Here is a 17,621-nt window from a genome sequence, read left to right as displayed (position 1 = left end):
CCTCAGCGGCCCTTCGTTCCCGCTCTCGCTGCGCTGCGTTACCCACGGTGTGACGGGTGGATCCGAGCCGCGGCGATCTGCTCCAGCTCCTCCAGGGACAGCAGGTAGTCATCGCGGCGGAACCCGCGGCCGCGGCTGTCCATGATGCGGCGGTGCTCGGCAAGCATCCGCTGGTACGTGTCCAGCACCTTGTGGTGCGAGTTGCCGCGGTCGTTACGGTCCACCTGCGGCTGCAGTTCAGCCCACCGGCCGTCGCTCATCAGGAACTTGACATAGTCGGCCATCTGCCCCTCGAGCCCGTCGCGGAAGTCGAAGCCGTGGAACTCCAAGTCGTAGCTCAGCTCATCGCTGACGGCGACTCCGTCCTTCGCCAACCGCTGGATGCTGTAGGTGATCACGCGGAACATGTCGAGGATGTCCAGCACCCGGTCGCAGTCACGCTTGGACAGCTCAGTCCGGAACCCTGCGACTTCGCGCCAGTACTCCCCGGTGAAGCCCGCCTCGATCACCTGCGCACGTTCCAGCTGATACTCGGCGTCTCCATCAATGTCGTTGGAGTCCTCGGGCAGCACTCGCGCGAGGATGCGGTGGAGCAGGGCAAGGACCTGCCGGTCGGCAAGTCGCATAGTTTCCGGTGCGGGCTCTTCGCCGGGCTCGACTTCCCGCTCGAACACCGGGACCACCGCAGCCAGGACCAGATCGCGCACGTACTCGCTGAGTGACACCCCCTCCGCGTCGGCCAACTCCTTGAGCTGGTCACGAATCCGGTCCTCCACGCGGATATTAAGAACGGCCACGCCGACTCCATCCGTAGTTGTGTATTACGCAAATCGTACAATCGTCATACACCATTACAAATATGAGATCTGGGAGTGGATGAGAAGGCGACCGGAGGCATTCTGTGGCAGGTTCTAAACCTCGCCAGCAGGCTGGATGAACAGGGTGCGGTAGCCGCCCGCCGGGTGCACGAACGGCTCCCATCCGAGCCTCGACCAGAATCGGTCCGCGCCCTCGCTGTACGCGAACAGCCGCCGATCCGGATGCCTCTCCATCAGGTCCCGCACCAGCTGCGTTCCAACGCCGCGGCCACGAGCCGCAGTGGATACTTCGATGAACTGGATCTCCAGCCGGTCGTCGCCCAACTCAGGGACGTTCGCGTACTGCGGGTTGATGCCGCCCGGGTCGTCGAACTCGACCCGCGCGACCTCGGTGTCGTCCTCGATCACCTGAAGGCACCACGGGTCGTCGCCGAGCTGGCGGTTCCACCAGTGCGGGTGCTCGTATTCCACGGCCTGGTCGAACGGAGGCATCCACCAGCGACTGCCGGCGTCCCCGGGGCGAAGATCGATGAGGTGGAGCGCCACTTCAATCCTGCAGCTCAAACGGCACCGCGCCGAAGTATCGCTCCCACTCGTCGTAGTCCGCTATACCGCTGAGGAGCCGCGCCACCGCGAGTTGGTACCGGTTGATGCGCAGCCCCTGGTGCCCGCCGCCGATCGGTACGATCCCACGGCCGCCATCCACGTAGACGTAATTGACGCGGTCCACCAACGAGCCGCGCCAGAAGATGTCGGCGATGCTGATCTCGCGGATCTCGGAGTCGGGGAACGCCTCCGACCACTTGAACGTCAAGCTGTGCCCGTGCTGGCTCTGTGGCATCCCGTACGCGATCGTGAGATCGATGTCCGGCCGGTACACGGCCAACTCGGCGTGGGTGTCGTGGTCGAGGCCGGAGGTGCCGTCGGCGGGACTGCTCCATGCGCCGAAGCGGTCGCGGTAGGTCGGCCCCATCAGCTTGATTCGCTGCCAGTCACGCGCATGCGAGTTGGCGATGAGGGCGCGGAGTTCGTCGAAGGTCATGAGTTCTCCCGTGGAGTCGAAATGCCGCCGCGGTGCGGCTGAATCCACGGTAGCCAGCGGGTCCGACAGGTCAGACGGTAAACGGGTCGACGGTTTCGACGGACTCCCATCGCTTCCATGTACCGGCCGGGTACGACCGCAGCACCACGCCGAGATAGATGACCTCGACTGCGCCCTCGTTCTCTTCGCCACGCAGCCGCTCAATGTCGAGGTAGCGGGTGCCGGCGATGTGTTCCACCTCCCCGGAGCTGAGCCACATCGTGACTGCGCCCCGGTCGGACATCAGGCACTCGCGGTAGCGGTGCGCGTTGCACTTCAAAAGCGATGTCGCCATCGGCCCTGATGCCTCGAAGAACCGCTCGGTTGCCGTCACTTCACTGCTTGTGTTCGTCATGCCGGAAAACGCTACTTCGGAGGGGTGCACGCACTCGGTCGGAACGCCGGCACTGTGTTCGGCGCGGGTTCGCACATGAAGGGCTGAAGGGCACGTCCGTGTCACTCACCCCACTAAGAATCAGGAGAACCGCACCATGGTGATCTGCGGATACTGCAACCACCCCGGCTACCACGCCCAGTTCATCCCGCTGGGAGCTGACCCGTCGCAGCGGTGCGGTGATTGCCCGCGTTGTCGGCAGGAACGGACCAGGGACAGCGGACAGAAGGGCGTCGGTAGCTGACCGCCGGCCCCGGGACTGGTCGATCCGGTCCCGGGGTCAGCCTGTGTCCAGTACAGCTATCCGACGTTGGCAGACGACCTCAAGACAGCAGCGGAAGCGCTGTGTCGATGATCGCCTTGCCGAATTCTGTCCCGGCCGCAGTGGCGATCGCTGTCATCGCCTTCGTGGCCAGTTCCTTGAACTTTCCCTGCTTCGGCTCTGCCGATTGCGACTCGGCCCGAATCTCCAGCGCCAGCTGTTCGGCGTCAGAGCGCACCTGCTCGTCGGCGATGGCGGGTAGCGCCCGCTCGATCGCCCCGGCGAGGGCTCGGGCCTGCTCGACCTTCTGTTGAACGTTGACGTTCTGCGTGACGTTGTTGCTTCCGAACGCGACGGCGACGCCGCTGCTGCCCTCGATGTGCAGGTAGGGACTGTTCACTTCAATTACTCCCGGGAGGTCTCGGACGGATCGGCCAGACGCTGCATACTTCTCGCCGTAAGGGGTCAGGCGCGGCCGGATAACGACCCGCTGCATGGTGCCATGGCCATTCACGTAGCCCTCCTCCATAAGCCACTCGACCGCCGCGTTCAACTCCTGGTGGGTGACCTCCGCATCGGACCACGCGGTCGCGGCCATGAACGGTTCCGGTAGCGCCTGGGAGATGGTCTGTCCTTCGATCCGCAGTTCGTACAGCCACGCCAGCACTCCGTCTCGCAGGCGCCACAGTCGCTCGGCCTTGTTCACCTCAGGTTCCTCCTCAGCTCAGCCGCTATCGCAGCCTAGAGCCGGAGGCCGACAGGTCGCGGTGGAGAACCAGCGATCCGACACGCCGCCGGTTCCTGAATCCTGACGTACGGCGGCGCTACGGTCGGCGGATGCCGTCCGCGTTCAAGCAGCCGCCGTGACGTTCGTGATCGCGGAGATCCTCGCCGGCACCGACGGGCGCATCACGATGGTCGCGGACACCAAGGTGACTGTCTACGGAGACGTCACCCAGACGCGGCGCATCTACACCGGCGGTTTCTAGGGGTCGTCGCAACACTGCTGGTTATTGAGTCAGTAGTAGATCACGCAAGCGCTCGGCTGGGGTGTCCCAGTCGAGCGTTTTACGTGGGCGTCCGTTGAGTTGCTGGGCGACGTGTTCGAGGTCTTCGGGTCCGAACACACTCAGGTCGGTGCCTTTGGGGAAGTACTGGCGCAGCAGGCCGTTGGTGTTCTCGTTGGTGCCGCGCTGCCACGGGCTGGCCGGATCGCAGAAGTAGACCTGCATGTCGGTGGCTGTGGTGAATCCCTTGTGTCCGGCCATCTCGGCGCCTTGGTCCCAGGTCAGCGATCCCCGCAGATGCTCGGGCAGGGTCATCATGGTGGCGATCAGCCCGTCGCGAACCGTTTCAGCGTCATGGCTGCCGGGCAGGTGCACCAGCATCGTGTAGCGGGTGGTGCGTTCGACCAGGGTGCCGATCGCGGTCTTGTTGAGTTCACCCATGATCAGGTCGCCCTCCCAGTGCCCGGGTACCGCCCGATCCTCGATGTCGGGCCGGTCGGCGATCATGAGCATCGGGTCGACGAACCGCTGGTAGCGTTCGCCGGGTTTGCGTTGCGGTTTGCGTGTGGTGCGGCCGGACCGAAGTGCTTGAGCCACTTCCTTTTTCAGCCCACCACGGGCCTGAAAATACAGGGCTTGATAGATCGTTTCGTGGCTCACCCGCATGCTCTCGTCGTCTGGAAAGTCCTTGACCAGGCGATGCGAAATCTCTTCCGGGGACCACCGCTGATCCAGCCCCTGTTCGACCTGTTCCCGCAGCCTCTGGTTGGTGACCAGTTTGGACTCTTTCGGCCGTGACCGGGCCACTGCGGCCGCCGCATCGGCCTGATACGGCAGATACAGGCCCTCGATACTGCGCTCGGTGATTTCGCGGGACACCGTGGACTTATGCCGGCCGATCATGTCGGCGATCGCGGTGCGGGCCAGCCCGGCGGCCAGTCCATCAGCGATCGCCAGCCGATCAGCAAGCTGCAAATACCTGCTAGCCGACTCGTCATCAGATGTGGTTTCAATATGGGCTGCACGGGTTTTCACCGGTCGTGTGTACCGCCTGCCGGTGGCGGCATCGCTGACCGTGCCATCGGGATGCACCCGCGTGTTGCCGACTCGCCGGTCCCCGTACCGCCAACGCTGGCCTGTCTTGACATGGACCTCAACCTCACGGGCCGCCCGCGTGACAGACCAACCTTCATTGAGCAGTGCAAAGAACCGAGCCCGCGCAGCGGACTTACCCCGCCGCTGCCGCTCGGGCTCGATCAAGCCCTGATCAACGAGCACCTTCCGAACTGTGGAATGCGCCCGACCGACCGCCTTGGCGGCCGCGTTCACCGAGCCGGTCTTGATGAACACATCGGCCACCTGAACCGGATCAACGCCACACATGCCCGGTCTCAGTGGACCCAGCGGCTGCCCCATCGCCCGCAAGATCGCATACACCCGTGGCTCCGACAACCTCAATGCCTGCGCCGCTTCCCGCACCGACACGCCCTCGTCGATCAGCTTTGCTAGCTGATCATCACGCCGAGAACGTTCCCCCGAAAACGACACGATCGCCGCAACCCCTCACATTCATGAGTGTTGCGACGACCGTGTGAACCCGCCCACCCACCCGTGCCTCAAGATCGTGATCGTCGACGACGACATCGCCGTTGCAGCGGCCGGCGACAACCCGGCGACCGCGATCCGGTACGTGACCGGACTCCGGGGCAGACCCTTGACCGAGATCGTGGAGGAACTCCGCAAGTACAGCGCCGAACACGACGCGATGAAGGTCTCCAAGTCGTTCCTGATCGCCAAGCGCGCACTCGACCCGCAGCTGTGGCGGATCACCGGAGGTGAAGTCGAGGACAGCTCGAACCTGAGTCGGCTCTGGATCGGTGACGCCGACGCATTCCGGGCGTTCCAGCACCAGTACGCGGCGCTGCCCGGCTTTCCACCGGAGCAGCGGCTGGTCTCCACGATGATGACGATCGTGCTGTTCGATGACATCCCAAGCGTCGGCGGGTACACGACCCGCGCGAGCGGCGATGCGACCCAACCATTCCGGTTTCACAGCGATCCGGCGGGGTCAGGGCCGTGGTACACGGAAGGCGAGTTCACCACCGGACCGAACGGCGAGCAGGGGCTGGTGTTTCAGGTCCCACCCGGCGGAGACCCATCCCAGAGCACGAGGATCGGCGTCCCCGGCCGCGACGACACCTTCGGTGCCATGGCGTACTTCATCCCGGAAACCGGCATGGCTGTGCTGTGGAAGCACGCGGAGCCGTGGCGGCCGGCGATCCTGCTTACCGGGGTCGGGTCGATGGATGAGCTGGTGCAGATAGCAGAGCAGAAATACGGCCAGCTGCTCCTCCCAGCCGAGCTGTCCAGTCTGTAACGTCTTCACGCTTCCACCTTGGCGGCGTTCCACTCACGGGCCACAGCCCGAAGCTCAGCTCGCACCGCCGCTCGGCGCACCTCCGGACGCGAGTGCCAGTGGCACATCCAGCACGAGCAGACGTTGGTGCCGGTGTAGACGAAATCGTGGTAGCAGCGGCCGATACGCCCGATCGACCAGTCGGGATCGAGGGCGGGCAAGTCGCACACACCGCCCACGCAGCGGTGGACGGCGCGCACCGCGATCTCGCGGCGGGCTACGCGGACACGGTAGGGCGTGTGGGCATCGGTACGGCACACGGCGGTCCTCCTCAGACGGGCAGCCCCACCGAGTCCGCAGATCGCCGCGGGGCGGGGCTACGGCATGAGCGGTAGGCCGCCGGCCGAGAACAGCGCGTGCATGGGTAGAAATCGTACGAGGCTGGGGTGACACCACCGAGGTGAACGGTTCAGCGCGACCAACCGCGAACGACACGGTTGCCGATCTGGAACGTCACCATGACGCCGTACGCGGACCACAGCCACCATGGAGCGCCGAGCGTCACGAAGGTGGCCCCGGTACCGACGGTGGCGACCAGGTCGTAGTTGCGCCGCAGAAGATCCATCGTGGTGACCATCCCTTTCACGTCGGTGATGCGGTGGGAGACTGGACAACTCGCCGGCTCGGCCGGCAGAGCACATGGTCGGGAGCCGCCCCCGACCCGCCCTTGGCCGTCGGGTGAGTGGTATCCACGGAATCCGTGAAGCATGGGTTCCAGTCGCCCCACTCGAGCTGGAAGTCGGCTCCGATGAACATCACCGCCCGCATGGTGCGTCGGCGAGCCGAATCGATGGCCACCGCGAACACCTCACGTACCAACGTGATACCCCACTGCGCCTCAACCCCGACCACCACGCGGTCGGCTTGCGGACGCGCTTGGCCGACCCTGATCAGCAGCTGCCGCGGATCCAGACCCGTGTAGGTCTTGAACTCGGTCAGCAGCCCGCTCACGGCGGCGTCGGGGGAGCGCAGGCCGGCGAGCGGACGCGACGGCAGGGCGATGACGTTATGTCCTTGGCGCGCAAGGCAACGCGCGATCCAGTGCTCCTGGTGGTCGAACGTCGCCATGGACTCGTCGACGTAACCGGTGCACCCTCCTGTCCACGAGGCCGTCTCGTGCGCGGCCAACGCGTCGGTGAACGCGGTCTGATCCCCGCCTGCAACCCACAGCGCGACGTGTTGCGCGTACGGGCTGTCGGCGATCGGGAACACGAGCAGATACTGACAGCGGGGTACGACAACCAGCTCACCTCAAGGCGGCGGGCCACCATGTGCGCCTACGGAATTGGCTTACCGCCGGCCCCGCTGGTACTGCCAGATCGCGTGATCCAGCGCGAACGCCGTCATGCCCAGCTCCCCGGCCGCGGCCATCACGATGCCGTAGGCGAACTCGGTGTCGACGCTGCGGCGCCGCTGCCCCGGGTCTAGCGACTGCGTGACGAACCGACAGATCATCCGGTCCGGTTTCACCCCGTCCACCCCGGCCAGCATCCCGGCGTACCTCCACGTGATCCCGGACCTCTGACCGACCACCCGACACCAGGCCCTGCGCACCTCGGCGAAGTAAGCCTCGTCGTCGGCGCGGTCGCGCAGATCCTGAGTCGTGTAGATGCCGAACCCGTCGAGCGCCTGGGCCACCTGCTGGATCGCAACAGACTTGAGTGGTGCCCCTGCGCGGGTGCTGGTGCGGTGCCCGTTGCCGATCTTCTCGGCCCAGCCGGCCGGGCCGTCGCAGTCGTCGAACGTCTGGAGGAGCTCCGGGATGCCGTCGGTGCTCGGGTCGCCGTTCCGATCGCGGCGGTACGCCTTGTAGCGCGCGACCACCTGCTTGACGCTCGGGTATCGCACGCCCGTCGACTGCACGCTGTCGACGATGCAGAGGGCCAAGCTGTTCGGGTAGCCTTCCGGGGCCTCCTCGCCACGGAACTGCTCGCAGCGGGCGGTAAGGGCCTGCAACTGCGCGGCGGTGTGCGTCATGCGCGAAAGCGTCGCACGGGTCACCGACGCGCTGGGGTGAATCTGGCGTAAGCGCGTCAGATAGCCGGTGTCCGCCGATCGGACGATGGTGTGAAGGGCCACCGGCCACATACGGTTCGGCGGAGTGTCCGCGTCCGCGGGCTGTGAAGCAACCCGGGGAGCCGAGATGAAGCCGTCAGTGATCGCCGCTGTACTCGCCGCGTCGGGGGTGCTGGCGGCGGGCTGTGGTGACACGTCGTCAACCTCGTCGTCGCCTACCGCGGCGGCGCAGCAGATGTTCCAGCTGAACGATGGATCACTCGGGCTCGTCATTCCAACTGGCTGGGCGGCGCGCGGCTACCAGACGAAGTACACGATCCGCGAGGTGCTCATGGAACCTGAGGGTGACTCGCATCTGGAATCTGACGCACAGGCACTCGCAGCGGGGGGATCGGCCACCGGGGCGCACATAATCATCTTCGGCGGCGTGAGCTGTACCGGGGGAGCGTGGGAGCTGGGTCCGATCGAGACCGGGACGGAGGGCGGAGTGTCGTTCACCGGTCGGAAGGCGAAGTTGCTGTCTCAGGACAAACAGTGCGCATACGCGAAGTCCGGAGATCGGGAGGCGAGTGCCAACCTGAGCGCGGTGAAAGTGTTGGAGCAGATGACGGCGAACGGCGCGATCACGGTGACTGCGGGTGGGGCCGCGCCGTCTGGCAGTTGAGCCTCAACGGGAGGTAACCCTACTTGCCCGCCGCGGCTGATCGCACGTGACCCAAAGGCGGGAACAACCACTGCACCTGTGATTCGGCTGTGGGTTGTCGGCAGCCAATGAGACGATCCCGCGATGGCACGCGATAACCGACGACAACAGCTGAACCTCATCGCCGCCCGCATCAGCGAGTGCCGCAAGTGTCCGGGGATGAACGAGCCGAAGGTGACCGCTTCAGCTCCTGGGTACGGAGCGGCGGATGCCCCGGTGGCGATCGTCGGTCAGAGCCTGTGCCGCAAGTGCATGGAGTCAGGCATCCCGTTCACCGGGGGCAGCGGTGGCTACATCGACGATGCGTTGGAGCGCGCGGACCGTAAGAAGAGCGAGCTGTTCATCACGAACGTGGTGCACTGTCACCCCGTCAACGATCGGAAATCGCATTCGTACGAGATCGACAACTGCCGACACTTCCTCCACGAGGAGTTGGACGTCGTCGGGCCGCGGCTCATCATCGGACTCGGCGCCGACGCGGAGAAGGTGCTCACGGCGCGGTATCTCGACGCGCGCCGCCTTGCGTGGCCGTTCGTGAAGCCGCGGACCGTCAAGCCGGACACTACGTACCTGCTGTTCCCGGAACACCCCGGCTCGTTGAGGTTCAAGGAGACGGCCGACCGCGCGTACTACTCGCCGAGTCTCGCCCGTGCGATCAAGTGGGGGTTTGAGGTTGGGTGAGCCGCGCGGACTCAGACGAGTACTACGTTCTCGACCTGTGCGACGCAGTTATCGGCGCGCCCGGCGTCCGGCAGGCGAGGTTCGATTGGCTGCGGGGAGACCCGTCCGCCAAGCGACCCCGCGGGTCGACACTCCCCGTCGACGGGTACTGGCCCGATCTGGGTCTCGTTGTGGAGTTCCAGGAGGAGCAGCACTCGGAAGCGGTGGAGTTGTTCGACCGGCGCCAGACCGTCTCCGGGGTCGACCGCGGCCAGCAGCGCCGCATCTACGACGCACGCAAGCGCGCCCTGATCCTCGAGCGCGGGCTGCGTCTCGTCGTGATCGAGAAGGCTGCCTTCACCGTGAGATCGCGGCGGATCGTGCGTGACCGAACGCGGGACATCGCGGTCGTTCGCGAGCACCTCGGACTGGGTTGAACATCAGGCGATCGAGTCCGCCGCCATCGCCTGGACCCTCAGCAGTAAGCAGCCCCGTCACGCGGGGAATGAGATCAGGCAGCAGCCTGCGTCGCCAGCTGGTCGATCTCGACCCAGTTCTCGCGCACCCACCCGCGCACGCCGCGGAGCTCGTCGTCGGACAGCTGTCGCAACGCAGCGGTGGCCACCGCGTCGCGCGCGATGAGCGCGTGGAGGTCGGGATCGCATTCGGTGTAGAGGCGCACGAACTCGAAGACCGCCTCTGTGCCGCCCCAGCTCACCGCCGCGCAGCAGTGGCCGGCAGCGAGCACCAGCTCCTCGGCCGCGCGGCGGTACGCCTCGGCGCCGGCCGGGATCACGGGGAAGGCATCCTCGAGTTCGTCCAGCTGGTCCAGCACGTCCGCGGCGTTCGTGATTCACTCCGCGTTCCGGAGGAGCCACTCGGCCATGTAGGCCACCGTGTCGGTCGGCACCTCTGCGATCCCGGCTTGCAGCACGGCGTCCTCGGGAAGATGGTCGAGGTCCGCATCACCGCCAAGCAAGTGCGACATCGTCCGTACCAACCCGCCGTACACCGCGACCGTCGCGGCGGTGTGCCCGTCGGCCAGCGCCTGGTCCTGCACCGCCCGCACCATCGCGGCGGTGCTCATCGCCGGCCCACTTTCCGCATCAGCCACCAATCACGCAGGCGCGCGAAGAGCCCGCGGTGCGGGTGCTGCGCCGGCCCCGTGTACTCGCCGTTGTCGGTCATCGTGCCTTCTCTCAACTACACGTTGTGTAGCAAAGTTAATAGCCCATCTAGAGTAATGTCATTCGTACCTCACGTTCGCACGGTGCGCAAGGTGCACCCTCGGATTCACCGGAGGCGACTCGGCACCATTCTCTGAAACAGAGAATGCTGCTGTGACATGCATCGACGTCAGCATGCTGTCTCTACTCTCTGTTTCAGAGAATGAGTCGCGGGACACGCTGAAGCAACCTTCAGCGCGCTCCTTGCGCAACGTGCAAACGTGCTGTACAGCTGGAGGCATGAGCACTACAGCAAACATTCTTCGGCTCGCTGCCGTCGCTACTTTCGCGGCGGTGGTGTGTGGCACCGCGGGGCCAGCCGCCGCTGATCCGTGCGTCGCCGATCCCGCCACCCTCGCGGTGACGTGCCCACCCGAGCCGCCGAAAACCGGCGTGGCGGGATTCGCGGAGAAGCTGCCCGACCTGTCGTTGTGGCACTTCCTAGGCGTGGGTCTCATCGCGATGGGAGTGATCGCCGTAATGGCGAACCGCGACAAGAGCGACCGCAGCCAAACGCTGCAGCCGGGCACCGCCCGGGCCGGGGCGTACCGCGCAGACAAGCGCAGCGAGCGCAGCATCGGCTGGTTCGGCATCGGCCTGGGCACCATCGCCCTGGGCTACGCCTTCGGTGGCGTGGCCGGGCTGGTGGTCGGTGGCGTCATCGGCGGCCTGATCGTCCTGCCCGCGTTGAAGACAGGCGCCGCCGCCGACGAAGCCAAGACCGGGTACGCGCAGGCGGACGAGGCGTGGCGGCACGACGTGGAGATGGCGAAGCTCAACGCACAACTGCATCAGCCCGACCCCGCGACTACGACCCGCTGGGCCTCGGGATCGCACCGCCTCCTGCGCCGCCGGTGCAGCTCCCGCCCGAGCCTGTAATGGATGACGCAGACGCGCTGCGTTACGCGCGGATGGGTGGGCACGTGCAGCTGATCCCCGGTTCGGCTGCCGCTGCACTCGTCGCCCGCGACGGCTCGTGGCACGCGGCCGAGACCGCGTGGATCGCCGCCGCCAAGCAGGCGAACGTCGGCGCAGTCGAGCTGCGCAGCTCTCGCGTCCCCGGGGTGAACGGCACCAGCGAGGGGCTGTCCTTCGATGATGCTGAAGACATCCATCAGCGCATCGCTGGCCTGTTCGACGACGAATCGACCAGATTCGAGCGCCTCAAACATCTCGTCGGAGATGCAGGGGACCCTGATACCCGATCATTGACCTACCGCAGTGTGTTGTGGCCCGACTTCGTCTTCACTGCTACCTCCGACGACGACGGTGGACTCGAGTCGGCGGAGTATCGCCGAGCCAGAGGGAAGGCGCAGAAGGCTGCGTCTCCGCGGGGAACAGCAGCCGTGGAGTATGGACTTATCAGAATTCGCTGAAGCTTTTGGTCCAGCAAGCAGCACTGATAGGAGGCCTTTTTTCGACAAGATCCTCCCCGCGCACGAAGGCCGCGAATTCGAATGGGAAGGGCGCGATTACGGTGCGGCGTTTAGCTGGGGACTGTTCTTGCATGCGTCGGTGTTGTGGGACTAAATCACGAGAAATCAGACTGGCGCAGATGACCAACGTTCTTGACGCGGTTGAACCCGCGCACCGCGTCGTGATTGAAGAAGAGCTTGGACGCCGAGCGCCGGCACTTCTTGAGGCCCTGCGCAGCGCCAACAATCCCACGATCGAGCAGAGTGATGCTCGGATGGACGTCATCATCAATGCGGTAAGCGAGCATTGCGGCCCTGGTCATATCCCCGATGAACGCGGCGTAGCTATTGACAATGCGATCGGCGGCTACTGCGCCGAACTCGGGAAAGCCTTGCCCACCATTACCTCACTACCGGCGATACCAGCGTGGCCCAGATCGCACTGCTGGTCGGCTACAAGGACACCAGTTCCTTCTACCGCGCCTACCGCGGGTGGACCGGCACAACACCGGACGCCACGCGCCTGGGCGCGACGACAGGTGCTGCCCTCAGGTAGTCATCCGATGGTCAGCTGCGTGTGCACCGGGGTCGCGGCGGTCGTCAGATCCAGCACCGGGCAGTGCGCATCCACCGCGTCCTGCAGTTCGCGGTACCGCTCGGCGGTCTCCGGGCCCGAGACGTTGACGGTCACCCGGATCTGCTGAAAGCCGGGTCGGACGTTGTCGTCCAGCCCGAAGAAGCCGCGCACATCGAGGTCGCCTTCGGCGCTGGCGCTGAGGGAGTCGACCTGGATGCCGAGCCGCTCGGCCCAGAACCGGTAGGTCACCACCTGGCACGACAGCAGCGATGCCAGGTAGTACTCGACCGGGTTGGGTGCCGTGTTCTGCCCGCCGAGTGCCGGCGGCTCGTCGACGTGTACCTGGTACTTGCCGAGCGTGATCTCGCTGCCGACGGTGCCTTCCGGCTGCGCCGAGGCCTTGAACACCACGGCGGCCGCGGCGGGATTGTCGGAGACGGCCGCACGGGTGGCATCGGTGATCGCGTTGAGGGAAGTCACGGAAGCAGTCACGCCGCAGACTTTATTTGCGTCGGCGTCGGGGTTCGACCGTTGGGCCCACGATGAATTCAATGTCCGGATTAGGCTGCGGTTATGACGGCTCAGTGGCTGCCGCGCTACCTGCTGGTCTATTCGTCGACGGAGCAGGCACGCGCGAAGGTGCCCGAGCTGTTTCCGGCGCACCAGGCGCACGCCGATCGGTTCCGGAAGGAACAGCCGGGAGTCCTGCTCATGCTCGGTCCGGTGCAGGACGCCGCGCCGGGGGAGTTCGGGGCACTGGCCGTGTTCACCGACAAGGACGCCGCCGAGCGGTTCGCGGCGGCTGACCCGTTCGTCGTCGGCGGCGCGGTAACCGACTGGGCTGTGAAGACCTGGTTGTTGTCAGAGTGATCGGACGAGAAGATGCCCAGTAACGCGGTTTCGGCCATGAGCAAGTTGATGTTTCGGGGCATGGACAAACTGCGCCACCGGGAGGCCTTCGATATCGGGGAGCCGACCGCCGCTGATTTTTCGGGCTTCGACCAAGCGCGGCAGATCGTGCTGGTCACGTTCAAGCGGTCCGGTGAGGCCATGCCCAGCCCGATCAATCACGGTGTGGCCGAAGGGAAGTTGTACATCCGCACGGACGCGTCAACGGGGAAGGTGAAGCGGCTGCGCAACGATCCGCGCGTGGTGGTGGTGCCGTGCAATCTTCGGGGCAAGCCGACGGGACAACCGGCGGCCGGCATCGCCCGCATCCTGCCGGAGGCCGAGCATGCGCACGCCGACGCAGTGATCGCCGCCAACTGGTCGCCGGCCATGAAGCTGTTCGAGCGGACGCTCGACAAGAGCAGCTCCGCGTTCGATATTCCGATGGCCTACATCGAGATCACGCCTGCGTCGACGACGTCGCTTTAATTGGTAAGACCACTAGACCTCTTACCTTTGGCGGGTTACTGTCGTCGTCATGGAGTTGACGTCGATCAAGCGGCGCTCGGCAGCGGACGAGGTGCACGACCAGCTGCTCAAGCAGCTCGTCGCGGGCGCCCAGCCGCCGGGCTCGCGCCTGCCGAGTGAACGCAAGCTGGCCGAGGTGCTGGGCGTTTCGCGGCCCGTGGTGCGTGAGGCGATCCAGCGGCTGGTGGCGTCCGGGCATCTCGATGTCCGGCAGGGTGACGGCGCCGTCGTCAACGACATCACCCGCACAGGCGGCCTTGATCTACTGCCCTACCTGCTGGTGGAGGCGCCCGACGGGGCGATGGTGAACCCGTCGGTGGTGCGCAGCGTCCTGGAGGTGCGGGAGTACCTCGGCCCGTGGATCGCCGAACGGGCGGCGGCGCGGTCGGGGAGCGGTCTCGCCGAACCACTGGCGCGGGCCCTCGCCGACATCGAGCGCGCGCAGAGCGGGCCGACGCAACAGCTGGCCGCCCTTGATTTCTGGGATTGCCTTGTCACCGGGGCGAATTCGATCGCGATGACGCTGATCTTCAACGGGATGCGCCGGGTGTACGAACCGATGCTCGCGGTCGTCGCCGACGCCGTGGCCGCCGCCGAACCCGCGGCCGGGTACCGCAAGCTCGCCGAGGCGGTGACGTCGGGCTCCGCGCTGAAAGCGCGCCGAGCCGCGTCGACCGTGCTCGGCGGCGCCACGACGGTGCTCACCGAATTTCTCGACCAGATGGAGGCGCAGTGACGATCACCGGTACCCGGGGCGTGACCCTCGGCCAGGCGGCCCGCGAGTTCTGGCGTCATCCGACGCCGTGGATGATCCTGACGCTCGTGGTCGGGGCGGTCGCAGCGCGGATCGCCGTCGGCGGCCTGGCGCTACGCGACCTGTGGGCGCCCCTGGTACTCGCGCTGCTGTTCCCGTTCGTGGAGTGGGTGATTCACGTCTTCATCCTGCACTGGCGACCTCGGAAACTCGGCCGCGTAACAGTGGACACCCTCGTCGCCCGCGACCATCGACGGCACCACGCGAATCCCCGCGAGATCGACCTGGTGTTCATCCCGACCCCGACGCTGCCGTGGCTGATCGCGGCGATCGTGGCGTTGCCGCTGGGCATCGGCGCCCTGGTGGGTGCGCCGGTTTCGGCCACGCTGTCGTTCATCGTGGTCGAATCGCTGATCCTGATGGGCTATGAGTGGACGCACTACCTCGTCCACACCGACTACAAGCCGCGCCATCGCTTCTACAAGGCGGTGTGGCGCAATCATCGCCTGCACCATTTCAAGAACGAGCACTACTGGTTCTCGGTCACGACGTCGGGCACCTCCGATCGGGTGCTCGGCACCTATCCGGACCCCGCCACCGTCGAGACCAGCCCCACGGCGAAGAACCTGCACGGGTCGGTGAATTAGGGACGCGGGTCGGTAATAAGGATGGGGTCCTCATCGATTTTTGCGGATGACTGTGCGTCTACGCAGTTGGGTACTCGTACTTTTTCTACGGCAGTGCACAGTCAACGTCCACAAGACATTTGCTTGTCAAGTGCCCAGCACTTGGCGATCCGACGGTGCAACCAGAGCGCCTCTGCCCACGAATTTGCGATCTGACCGCACGCTCGCGCTACACCCCACCCGAGCCGTTACCGACCCACGCTCCTAGCCGCCCTTACACGAGATGTCCACCCACGCAACGGTCATCTTCGTCCGGTCGATAATGGCGCCCGCGGAATCGACGTTGTCGTTGCGCAGCCCCTCGATGCCGAGGACCTTGCATCCGGATAGGGGATAGACCGCGGCGCCATTGAGCAGCACGGTGAACCCTTGCGCCTGAAGCGCATTGATGGTGCCTTGTGCGTTGCCGAAGCCACCGGGACCACCTATGGCCTCGGCCGGCCCGGCCACCGCTGTCGCCGCCGCGATGAGGGCACCCACGGCAGCGCCGACGGCCGCCCGGCTGATTTTGGGCATGCGAGTACTCCGATTGTGCTGCAGGAGAATTCAGGGCTGGACGAAGGGCTTCGCGAAGGCGATCAGGTCGTCTTTGGGCGGCGGCACGTTGTACGTCTTGGTCTGCGTGTCGTCATCGAAAGACATGAACATCGGGCAGGTGGTGTCCGAATCGGACAACTCGGTGCTGCCGAGCTCTGTCCCGGTCGCGGCCGCCCGGACCGAGACGGCGTAGACGGTGGTCCGAAGGTCGACCTTGTTGGCGGTCGGGCGCCCGTTGTCCTGGTAGCCGGTGCATTCCTTGACGGATTGCTCGGTTTTGGTTTCCACGCAGACCACGGTGTCGATGGCGGCATAGGTGTTGCGGTCCGCATCGAATTGCACCGTCCAGTCGGACGGCAACGTGCTGGTGTCCTCGACAAGGTCGTGGCCCAGCGGAGTGAAGAGAATCGTCTTGTGGGACTTGGTATCCGGGCGGTAGCTGGCGGCGCGTGATTGTGTTGCGCCCTGACACACGGCCATGAAGTCCGCGCTCGTCAGCTTCGCGGGCGCAGGCGGGGTGGTGGGATCGAGGGTGGACGTCGGCTTAGCGGCGTCGACCCTGGAGCAGGCGCCGAGAAATGCGGTTCCCGCGACCACGATGGTGACGACGCACGCGCGATTGAGTTGGGGCACTGCGGTTCTCTTTCCCCTCGAGACGAGTTGCCATGGGCTGGCTGCCACTGACAGATAGGCAGCCGGGTTACAGCCCAGGGCAACTCGTCTTCAGGTGGGGAACGCGACCGCGCTCAGTGCAGCGTCAGCCAGGCCAAACTGCCCAGTCCGGCCACCACGCAGTAGATCGCGAATGGTGTCAGCGTGCGGGTCTCGAAGTACTTCACCAGGAACCGCACCGACAGATACGCCGCGACGAAAGCGGCCGCGCTGCCGGCCAGCACCTGGCCGCCGATGCCGTCGCCGGCCGGTCCGAACAGCTCCGGAATCTTCAGCGCCCCCGCGGCCAGGATCACCGGCGTCGCCAAGAGGAACGAGAACCGTGCGGCGTCCTCATGCGACAAACCGCGCAGCACGCCGGCGACCATGGTGGCGCCCGACCGGCTGATGCCGGGTAGCAGCGCCAGAATCTGAGCCGCGCCGATGCCCATGGCCTCCGGGATCGGGAGCCGGGCCAACCGTTCGTCGGAGTCGTTGAGGCCTTCCGAATGTTCGGCGGCGGGCACGGCCGAGGCCGTGCGGTGCCGAAGCCGTTCGCCCGCAAAGAGAACGACGCCGTTGATCGCCAGGAACGCCGCGGCCGGGATCGGCTTGCCCAGCGTTGTGCGCAGTGCGTGGTCCAGCGCCAGCCCGGCGATGCCGACGGGGACGGTCGCCAGGATCAGCAGCCACGCCAGTCGCTCGGCGGACGTGGTGATCTTCCGGTTCTTGATCGACGACACCAGACCACCGGCGACCGCCACCCAGTCCCGCCAGAAGAACACCAGCAGCGCCACGGCCGTCGCGACGTGCACGGCGACCAGGAACGCGAGGTAGGGCGACTTCTCGGCCGTCATGCTCAGGTCCTGGGCCCATTGACCGCCGACGAGGGCCGGTACCAGGATCGAGTGGCCCAGGCTCGAGACCGGGAACAGCTCGGTGACACCCTGGAACGCACCGACCACAATCGCTTCGATGTAGTTGAGGCTCAAGGTGATCGGT

29 protein-coding genes are annotated in these 17,621 nt (G+C 65.8%); 12 read left to right on the top strand and 17 right to left on the bottom strand.

Annotated features, from left to right (window positions below; genetic code table 11):
- Window positions 1-38: 38 nt before the first annotated feature.
- The 5 genes from ACZ5IQ_RS27520 to ACZ5IQ_RS27500 form a co-directional block, all read right to left on the bottom strand.
- Window positions 39-797, bottom strand: a complete 759-nt coding sequence (locus ACZ5IQ_RS27520) for a YfbU family protein (protein ID WP_061006119.1) — start codon at window positions 795-797, stop codon at window positions 39-41.
- A gap of 114 nt (window positions 798-911) precedes the next feature.
- The gene (locus tag ACZ5IQ_RS27515) at window positions 912-1,310 is read right to left on the bottom strand and encodes a GNAT family N-acetyltransferase (RefSeq protein WP_234789594.1); all 399 of its coding nucleotides are present in this window, start codon (window positions 1,308-1,310) and stop codon (window positions 912-914) included.
- A 55-nt stretch (window positions 1,311-1,365) separates the two neighbouring features.
- Window positions 1,366-1,860 carry a hypothetical protein gene (locus ACZ5IQ_RS27510; protein ID WP_061006117.1) on the bottom strand — a complete coding sequence of 165 codons (495 nt, stop codon included), beginning with the start codon at window positions 1,858-1,860 and terminating at the stop codon, window positions 1,366-1,368.
- Between the two features lie 70 nt (window positions 1,861-1,930).
- A complete protein-coding gene (locus ACZ5IQ_RS27505; protein WP_061006116.1) occupies window positions 1,931-2,254 on the bottom strand; it encodes a hypothetical protein in 324 nt (107 codons plus the stop codon).
- 362 nt (window positions 2,255-2,616) lie between these two features.
- Window positions 2,617-3,261 carry a hypothetical protein gene (locus tag ACZ5IQ_RS27500; RefSeq protein ID WP_061006115.1) on the bottom strand — a complete coding sequence of 215 codons (645 nt, stop codon included), beginning with the start codon at window positions 3,259-3,261 and terminating at the stop codon, window positions 2,617-2,619.
- A gap of 157 nt (window positions 3,262-3,418) precedes the next feature.
- Here ACZ5IQ_RS27500 and ACZ5IQ_RS27495 point away from each other — a divergent pair, with 157 nt between their 5' ends.
- Window positions 3,419-3,544, top strand: a complete 126-nt coding sequence (locus ACZ5IQ_RS27495; protein WP_267886874.1) for a hypothetical protein — start codon at window positions 3,419-3,421, stop codon at window positions 3,542-3,544.
- 21 nt (window positions 3,545-3,565) lie between these two features.
- Here the strand turns inward: ACZ5IQ_RS27495 and ACZ5IQ_RS27490 are convergent, their stop codons facing one another.
- Window positions 3,566-4,762, bottom strand: a complete 1,197-nt coding sequence (locus ACZ5IQ_RS27490; protein ID WP_110767089.1) for an IS30 family transposase — start codon at window positions 4,760-4,762, stop codon at window positions 3,566-3,568.
- Window positions 4,763-5,153: 391 nt separating this feature from the next.
- On the opposite strand from ACZ5IQ_RS27490, the gene ACZ5IQ_RS27485 reads away from it, so the two are divergent.
- Entirely contained in the window at window positions 5,154-5,939 is a 786-nt protein-coding gene (locus ACZ5IQ_RS27485) for a hypothetical protein (RefSeq protein ID WP_406802848.1), read from the top strand.
- A 5-nt stretch (window positions 5,940-5,944) separates the two neighbouring features.
- On the opposite strand, the gene ACZ5IQ_RS27480 is transcribed toward ACZ5IQ_RS27485, so the two are convergent.
- From ACZ5IQ_RS27480 to ACZ5IQ_RS27465, 4 genes are all read right to left on the bottom strand, one after another.
- On the bottom strand, window positions 5,945-6,238 hold the full coding sequence (locus tag ACZ5IQ_RS27480; protein ID WP_061005063.1) for a hypothetical protein: 294 nt from the start codon (window positions 6,236-6,238) through the stop codon (window positions 5,945-5,947).
- 149 nt (window positions 6,239-6,387) lie between these two features.
- Window positions 6,388-6,543, bottom strand: a complete 156-nt coding sequence (locus ACZ5IQ_RS27475) for a hypothetical protein (RefSeq protein WP_162563559.1) — start codon at window positions 6,541-6,543, stop codon at window positions 6,388-6,390.
- Between the two features lie 17 nt (window positions 6,544-6,560).
- Complete coding sequence (locus tag ACZ5IQ_RS27470; protein WP_061005061.1) at window positions 6,561-7,190, bottom strand: hypothetical protein; 630 nt, start codon at window positions 7,188-7,190, stop codon at window positions 6,561-6,563.
- A gap of 78 nt (window positions 7,191-7,268) precedes the next feature.
- Entirely contained in the window at window positions 7,269-7,955 is a 687-nt protein-coding gene (locus tag ACZ5IQ_RS27465) for a hypothetical protein (protein ID WP_061005080.1), read from the bottom strand.
- 166 nt (window positions 7,956-8,121) lie between these two features.
- Here ACZ5IQ_RS27465 and ACZ5IQ_RS27460 point away from each other — a divergent pair, with 166 nt between their 5' ends.
- The 3 genes from ACZ5IQ_RS27460 to ACZ5IQ_RS27450 all read left to right on the top strand — a co-directional run bounded on the left by ACZ5IQ_RS27460 (window position 8,122) and on the right by ACZ5IQ_RS27450 (window position 9,794).
- Window positions 8,122-8,658 (top strand): hypothetical protein, encoded by a 537-nt coding sequence (locus tag ACZ5IQ_RS27460; RefSeq protein WP_061009449.1) that lies wholly within the window; start codon window positions 8,122-8,124, stop codon window positions 8,656-8,658.
- Window positions 8,659-8,781: 123 nt separating this feature from the next.
- Window positions 8,782-9,378 (top strand): uracil-DNA glycosylase family protein, encoded by a 597-nt coding sequence (locus ACZ5IQ_RS27455; RefSeq protein ID WP_061005058.1) that lies wholly within the window; start codon window positions 8,782-8,784, stop codon window positions 9,376-9,378.
- Entirely contained in the window at window positions 9,375-9,794 is a 420-nt protein-coding gene (locus ACZ5IQ_RS27450) for a hypothetical protein (protein WP_061005056.1), read from the top strand. The genes ACZ5IQ_RS27455 and ACZ5IQ_RS27450 overlap by 4 nt, the downstream gene beginning before the upstream one ends.
- Before the next feature lie 74 nt (window positions 9,795-9,868).
- Here the strand turns inward: ACZ5IQ_RS27450 and ACZ5IQ_RS27445 are convergent, their stop codons facing one another.
- Together ACZ5IQ_RS27445 and ACZ5IQ_RS27440 are read right to left on the bottom strand one after the other, a co-directional pair.
- Window positions 9,869-10,192 (bottom strand): hypothetical protein, encoded by a 324-nt coding sequence (locus ACZ5IQ_RS27445; RefSeq protein ID WP_061005054.1) that lies wholly within the window; start codon window positions 10,190-10,192, stop codon window positions 9,869-9,871.
- A gap of 18 nt (window positions 10,193-10,210) precedes the next feature.
- Window positions 10,211-10,444 (bottom strand): hypothetical protein, encoded by a 234-nt coding sequence (locus tag ACZ5IQ_RS27440; protein ID WP_061005053.1) that lies wholly within the window; start codon window positions 10,442-10,444, stop codon window positions 10,211-10,213.
- Between the two features lie 379 nt (window positions 10,445-10,823).
- Between ACZ5IQ_RS27440 and ACZ5IQ_RS27435 the strand changes: the two genes are divergently transcribed.
- Both ACZ5IQ_RS27435 and ACZ5IQ_RS27430 read left to right on the top strand, forming a co-directional pair.
- Window positions 10,824-11,462, top strand: coding sequence for a hypothetical protein (locus ACZ5IQ_RS27435; protein WP_131808773.1), 639 nt, complete (start codon window positions 10,824-10,826; stop codon window positions 11,460-11,462).
- On the top strand, window positions 11,462-11,959 hold the full coding sequence (locus ACZ5IQ_RS27430; RefSeq protein ID WP_061005049.1) for a hypothetical protein: 498 nt from the start codon (window positions 11,462-11,464) through the stop codon (window positions 11,957-11,959). Before ACZ5IQ_RS27435 ends, ACZ5IQ_RS27430 begins: the two co-directional genes overlap by 1 nt.
- A gap of 155 nt (window positions 11,960-12,114) precedes the next feature.
- Here the strand turns inward: ACZ5IQ_RS27430 and ACZ5IQ_RS27425 are convergent, their stop codons facing one another.
- Window positions 12,115-12,306 (bottom strand): hypothetical protein, encoded by a 192-nt coding sequence (locus tag ACZ5IQ_RS27425; RefSeq protein ID WP_464480542.1) that lies wholly within the window; start codon window positions 12,304-12,306, stop codon window positions 12,115-12,117.
- A gap of 62 nt (window positions 12,307-12,368) precedes the next feature.
- Between ACZ5IQ_RS27425 and ACZ5IQ_RS27420 the strand changes: the two genes are divergently transcribed.
- Window positions 12,369-12,554 (top strand): helix-turn-helix domain-containing protein, encoded by a 186-nt coding sequence (locus ACZ5IQ_RS27420; RefSeq protein ID WP_082761750.1) that lies wholly within the window; start codon window positions 12,369-12,371, stop codon window positions 12,552-12,554.
- On the opposite strand, the gene ACZ5IQ_RS27415 is transcribed toward ACZ5IQ_RS27420, so the two are convergent.
- Window positions 12,555-13,067: an OsmC family protein gene (locus tag ACZ5IQ_RS27415; protein WP_061005045.1), complete on the bottom strand. Its 513-nt coding sequence runs from the start codon at window positions 13,065-13,067 to the stop codon at window positions 12,555-12,557.
- Window positions 13,068-13,148: 81 nt separating this feature from the next.
- On the opposite strand from ACZ5IQ_RS27415, the gene ACZ5IQ_RS27410 reads away from it, so the two are divergent.
- Genes ACZ5IQ_RS27410 through ACZ5IQ_RS27395 form a run of 4 tightly spaced genes read left to right on the top strand, consistent with a single transcriptional unit; the run spans window position 13,149 to window position 15,392 of the window.
- The gene (locus ACZ5IQ_RS27410) at window positions 13,149-13,445 is read left to right on the top strand and encodes a YciI family protein (RefSeq protein ID WP_061005043.1); all 297 of its coding nucleotides are present in this window, start codon (window positions 13,149-13,151) and stop codon (window positions 13,443-13,445) included.
- Window positions 13,446-13,481: 36 nt separating this feature from the next.
- Window positions 13,482-13,952, top strand: a complete 471-nt coding sequence (locus ACZ5IQ_RS27405; RefSeq protein ID WP_110783943.1) for a PPOX class F420-dependent oxidoreductase — start codon at window positions 13,482-13,484, stop codon at window positions 13,950-13,952.
- Between the two features lie 49 nt (window positions 13,953-14,001).
- Window positions 14,002-14,727 (top strand): FadR/GntR family transcriptional regulator, encoded by a 726-nt coding sequence (locus ACZ5IQ_RS27400; RefSeq protein WP_061005039.1) that lies wholly within the window; start codon window positions 14,002-14,004, stop codon window positions 14,725-14,727.
- Entirely contained in the window at window positions 14,724-15,392 is a 669-nt protein-coding gene (locus ACZ5IQ_RS27395; protein WP_061005037.1) for a sterol desaturase family protein, read from the top strand. The genes ACZ5IQ_RS27400 and ACZ5IQ_RS27395 overlap by 4 nt, the downstream gene beginning before the upstream one ends.
- Window positions 15,393-15,635: 243 nt before the next feature.
- Here ACZ5IQ_RS27395 and ACZ5IQ_RS27390 read toward each other — a convergent pair whose 3' ends face one another.
- From ACZ5IQ_RS27390 to ACZ5IQ_RS27380, 3 genes are all read right to left on the bottom strand, one after another.
- Window positions 15,636-15,947 carry a hypothetical protein gene (locus tag ACZ5IQ_RS27390; RefSeq protein WP_464480541.1) on the bottom strand — a complete coding sequence of 104 codons (312 nt, stop codon included), beginning with the start codon at window positions 15,945-15,947 and terminating at the stop codon, window positions 15,636-15,638.
- 30 nt (window positions 15,948-15,977) lie between these two features.
- Window positions 15,978-16,601: a hypothetical protein gene (locus tag ACZ5IQ_RS27385; RefSeq protein WP_131808771.1), complete on the bottom strand. Its 624-nt coding sequence runs from the start codon at window positions 16,599-16,601 to the stop codon at window positions 15,978-15,980.
- A gap of 113 nt (window positions 16,602-16,714) precedes the next feature.
- Entirely contained in the window at window positions 16,715-17,617 is a 903-nt protein-coding gene (locus tag ACZ5IQ_RS27380) for an undecaprenyl-diphosphate phosphatase (protein ID WP_464481512.1), read from the bottom strand.
- Window positions 17,618-17,621: the final 4 nt, after the last annotated feature.

Source organism: Mycobacterium toneyamaense (assembly GCF_055384815.1).
This window is presented reverse-complemented; position numbering and strand designations above follow the sequence as displayed.

What these genes read in the sequence shown, in the direction of transcription:
- ACZ5IQ_RS27515 (WP_234789594.1), bottom strand. Translation starts at nt 1,310, where the DNA reads ATGCCTCCGTTCGACCAGGCCGTGGAATACGAGCACCCGCACTGGTGG.
- ACZ5IQ_RS27510 (WP_061006117.1), bottom strand. Translation starts at nt 1,860, where the DNA reads ATGACCTTCGACGAACTCCGCGCCCTCATCGCCAACTCGCATGCGCGT.
- ACZ5IQ_RS27505 (WP_061006116.1), bottom strand. Translation starts at nt 2,254, where the DNA reads ATGACGAACACAAGCAGTGAAGTGACGGCAACCGAGCGGTTCTTCGAG.
- ACZ5IQ_RS27475 (WP_162563559.1), bottom strand. Translation starts at nt 6,543, where the DNA reads ATGGATCTTCTGCGGCGCAACTACGACCTGGTCGCCACCGTCGGTACC.
- ACZ5IQ_RS27465 (WP_061005080.1), bottom strand. Translation starts at nt 7,955, where the DNA reads ATGACGCACACCGCCGCGCAGTTGCAGGCCCTTACCGCCCGCTGCGAG.
- ACZ5IQ_RS27460 (WP_061009449.1), top strand. Translation starts at nt 8,122, where the DNA reads ATGAAGCCGTCAGTGATCGCCGCTGTACTCGCCGCGTCGGGGGTGCTG.
- ACZ5IQ_RS27455 (WP_061005058.1), top strand. Translation starts at nt 8,782, where the DNA reads ATGGCACGCGATAACCGACGACAACAGCTGAACCTCATCGCCGCCCGC.
- ACZ5IQ_RS27440 (WP_061005053.1), bottom strand. Translation starts at nt 10,444, where the DNA reads ATGAGCACCGCCGCGATGGTGCGGGCGGTGCAGGACCAGGCGCTGGCC.
- ACZ5IQ_RS27435 (WP_131808773.1), top strand. Translation starts at nt 10,824, where the DNA reads ATGAGCACTACAGCAAACATTCTTCGGCTCGCTGCCGTCGCTACTTTC.
- ACZ5IQ_RS27430 (WP_061005049.1), top strand. Translation starts at nt 11,462, where the DNA reads ATGGATGACGCAGACGCGCTGCGTTACGCGCGGATGGGTGGGCACGTG.
- ACZ5IQ_RS27425 (WP_464480542.1), bottom strand. Translation starts at nt 12,306, where the DNA reads ATGCTCGCTTACCGCATTGATGATGACGTCCATCCGAGCATCACTCTG.
- ACZ5IQ_RS27410 (WP_061005043.1), top strand. Translation starts at nt 13,149, where the DNA reads ATGACGGCTCAGTGGCTGCCGCGCTACCTGCTGGTCTATTCGTCGACG.
- ACZ5IQ_RS27405 (WP_110783943.1), top strand. Translation starts at nt 13,482, where the DNA reads ATGAGCAAGTTGATGTTTCGGGGCATGGACAAACTGCGCCACCGGGAG.
- ACZ5IQ_RS27400 (WP_061005039.1), top strand. Translation starts at nt 14,002, where the DNA reads ATGGAGTTGACGTCGATCAAGCGGCGCTCGGCAGCGGACGAGGTGCAC.
- ACZ5IQ_RS27390 (WP_464480541.1), bottom strand. Translation starts at nt 15,947, where the DNA reads ATGCCCAAAATCAGCCGGGCGGCCGTCGGCGCTGCCGTGGGTGCCCTC.